Here is an 836-nt window from a genome sequence, read left to right as displayed (position 1 = left end):
TCTATAAATATGGTTCCTACTCAGACAATAGACAGGCTATGCGTCCGAATGTAGAAACCAATTTGCAACATATATATTATTTTGCAATAACTTTTTTAGTTTATTTAACACTTCAGCTGGTGTTCCACCATGAGTTGCTATTGCAAAAACATACGTATCTTTATTAATTTCTAGCTTTTTTATAATTCTCTCTACTACCAATGGCAAACGATTATATATCACAGGAAAAACTATTCCAAGTGCTTTTCCTTCAATCTTTATTTTTTCTTTTGCTACAAGTGAAGTTATTTTGCACAAATTAAAATTGCCTAATTCACGTGCTATATCATTGGCTACTTGCAAGCTGTTACCTGTTCCTGAGAAATATAATATTGTGTCCTCTTCTATTATCATAAAAACCTCCTATTTCATTTACATAATCAAGTAATTTACTAACAACTCTTATTATGAAAATTTTCATATTTAAATACATATACTAGTTTTTATTGATATTTTAAGGCATGTACTATACTACACAGTCAAGGGTTAATTTTTAAATAAATTTCCATATCACTGCAGCATCCTAAATTCTCATCTAATATATTTTTCTTTACCTTTTCAAGTAGATTTTTTGTTTCTATAAGCTCATTCATTTTATTATTAATCTCATTTATCTTATTTCCAACAAGTTTCCTAATACTTGTAATATCACCGCATAAAACTTCATTATACATTAATGTACTTATTTCCCTTAATGAGAAGCCAAATTTTTTAATAATCATAGGTTGTTGAGTAAACAAAATTTGTAAAAAATAAATAAGCCATTCCTTTGTGATATAATAATTTCGCTAAAAACC

Annotated in this window: 2 protein-coding genes; both read right to left on the bottom strand. The window is 27.3% G+C overall.

The genetic code is table 11. The annotated features are described in order from the left end of the window. Positions 1-36: 36 nt before the first annotated feature. The gene (locus ACJDTP_RS27390) at positions 37-393 is read right to left on the bottom strand and encodes an EFR1 family ferrodoxin (RefSeq protein WP_406763003.1); all 357 of its coding nucleotides are present in this window, start codon (positions 391-393) and stop codon (positions 37-39) included. Between the two features lie 125 nt (positions 394-518). Next, positions 519-713 carry a hypothetical protein gene (locus ACJDTP_RS27385; RefSeq protein WP_406763002.1) on the bottom strand — a complete coding sequence of 65 codons (195 nt, stop codon included), beginning with the start codon at positions 711-713 and terminating at the stop codon, positions 519-521. Between the last annotated feature and the right edge of the window lie 123 nt (positions 714-836).

It is taken from the genome of Candidatus Clostridium helianthi (assembly GCF_045310795.1).
GTDB classification, from domain to species: Bacteria; Bacillota; Clostridia; order Clostridiales; family Clostridiaceae; genus Clostridium; species Clostridium helianthi.
This window is presented reverse-complemented; position numbering and strand designations above follow the sequence as displayed.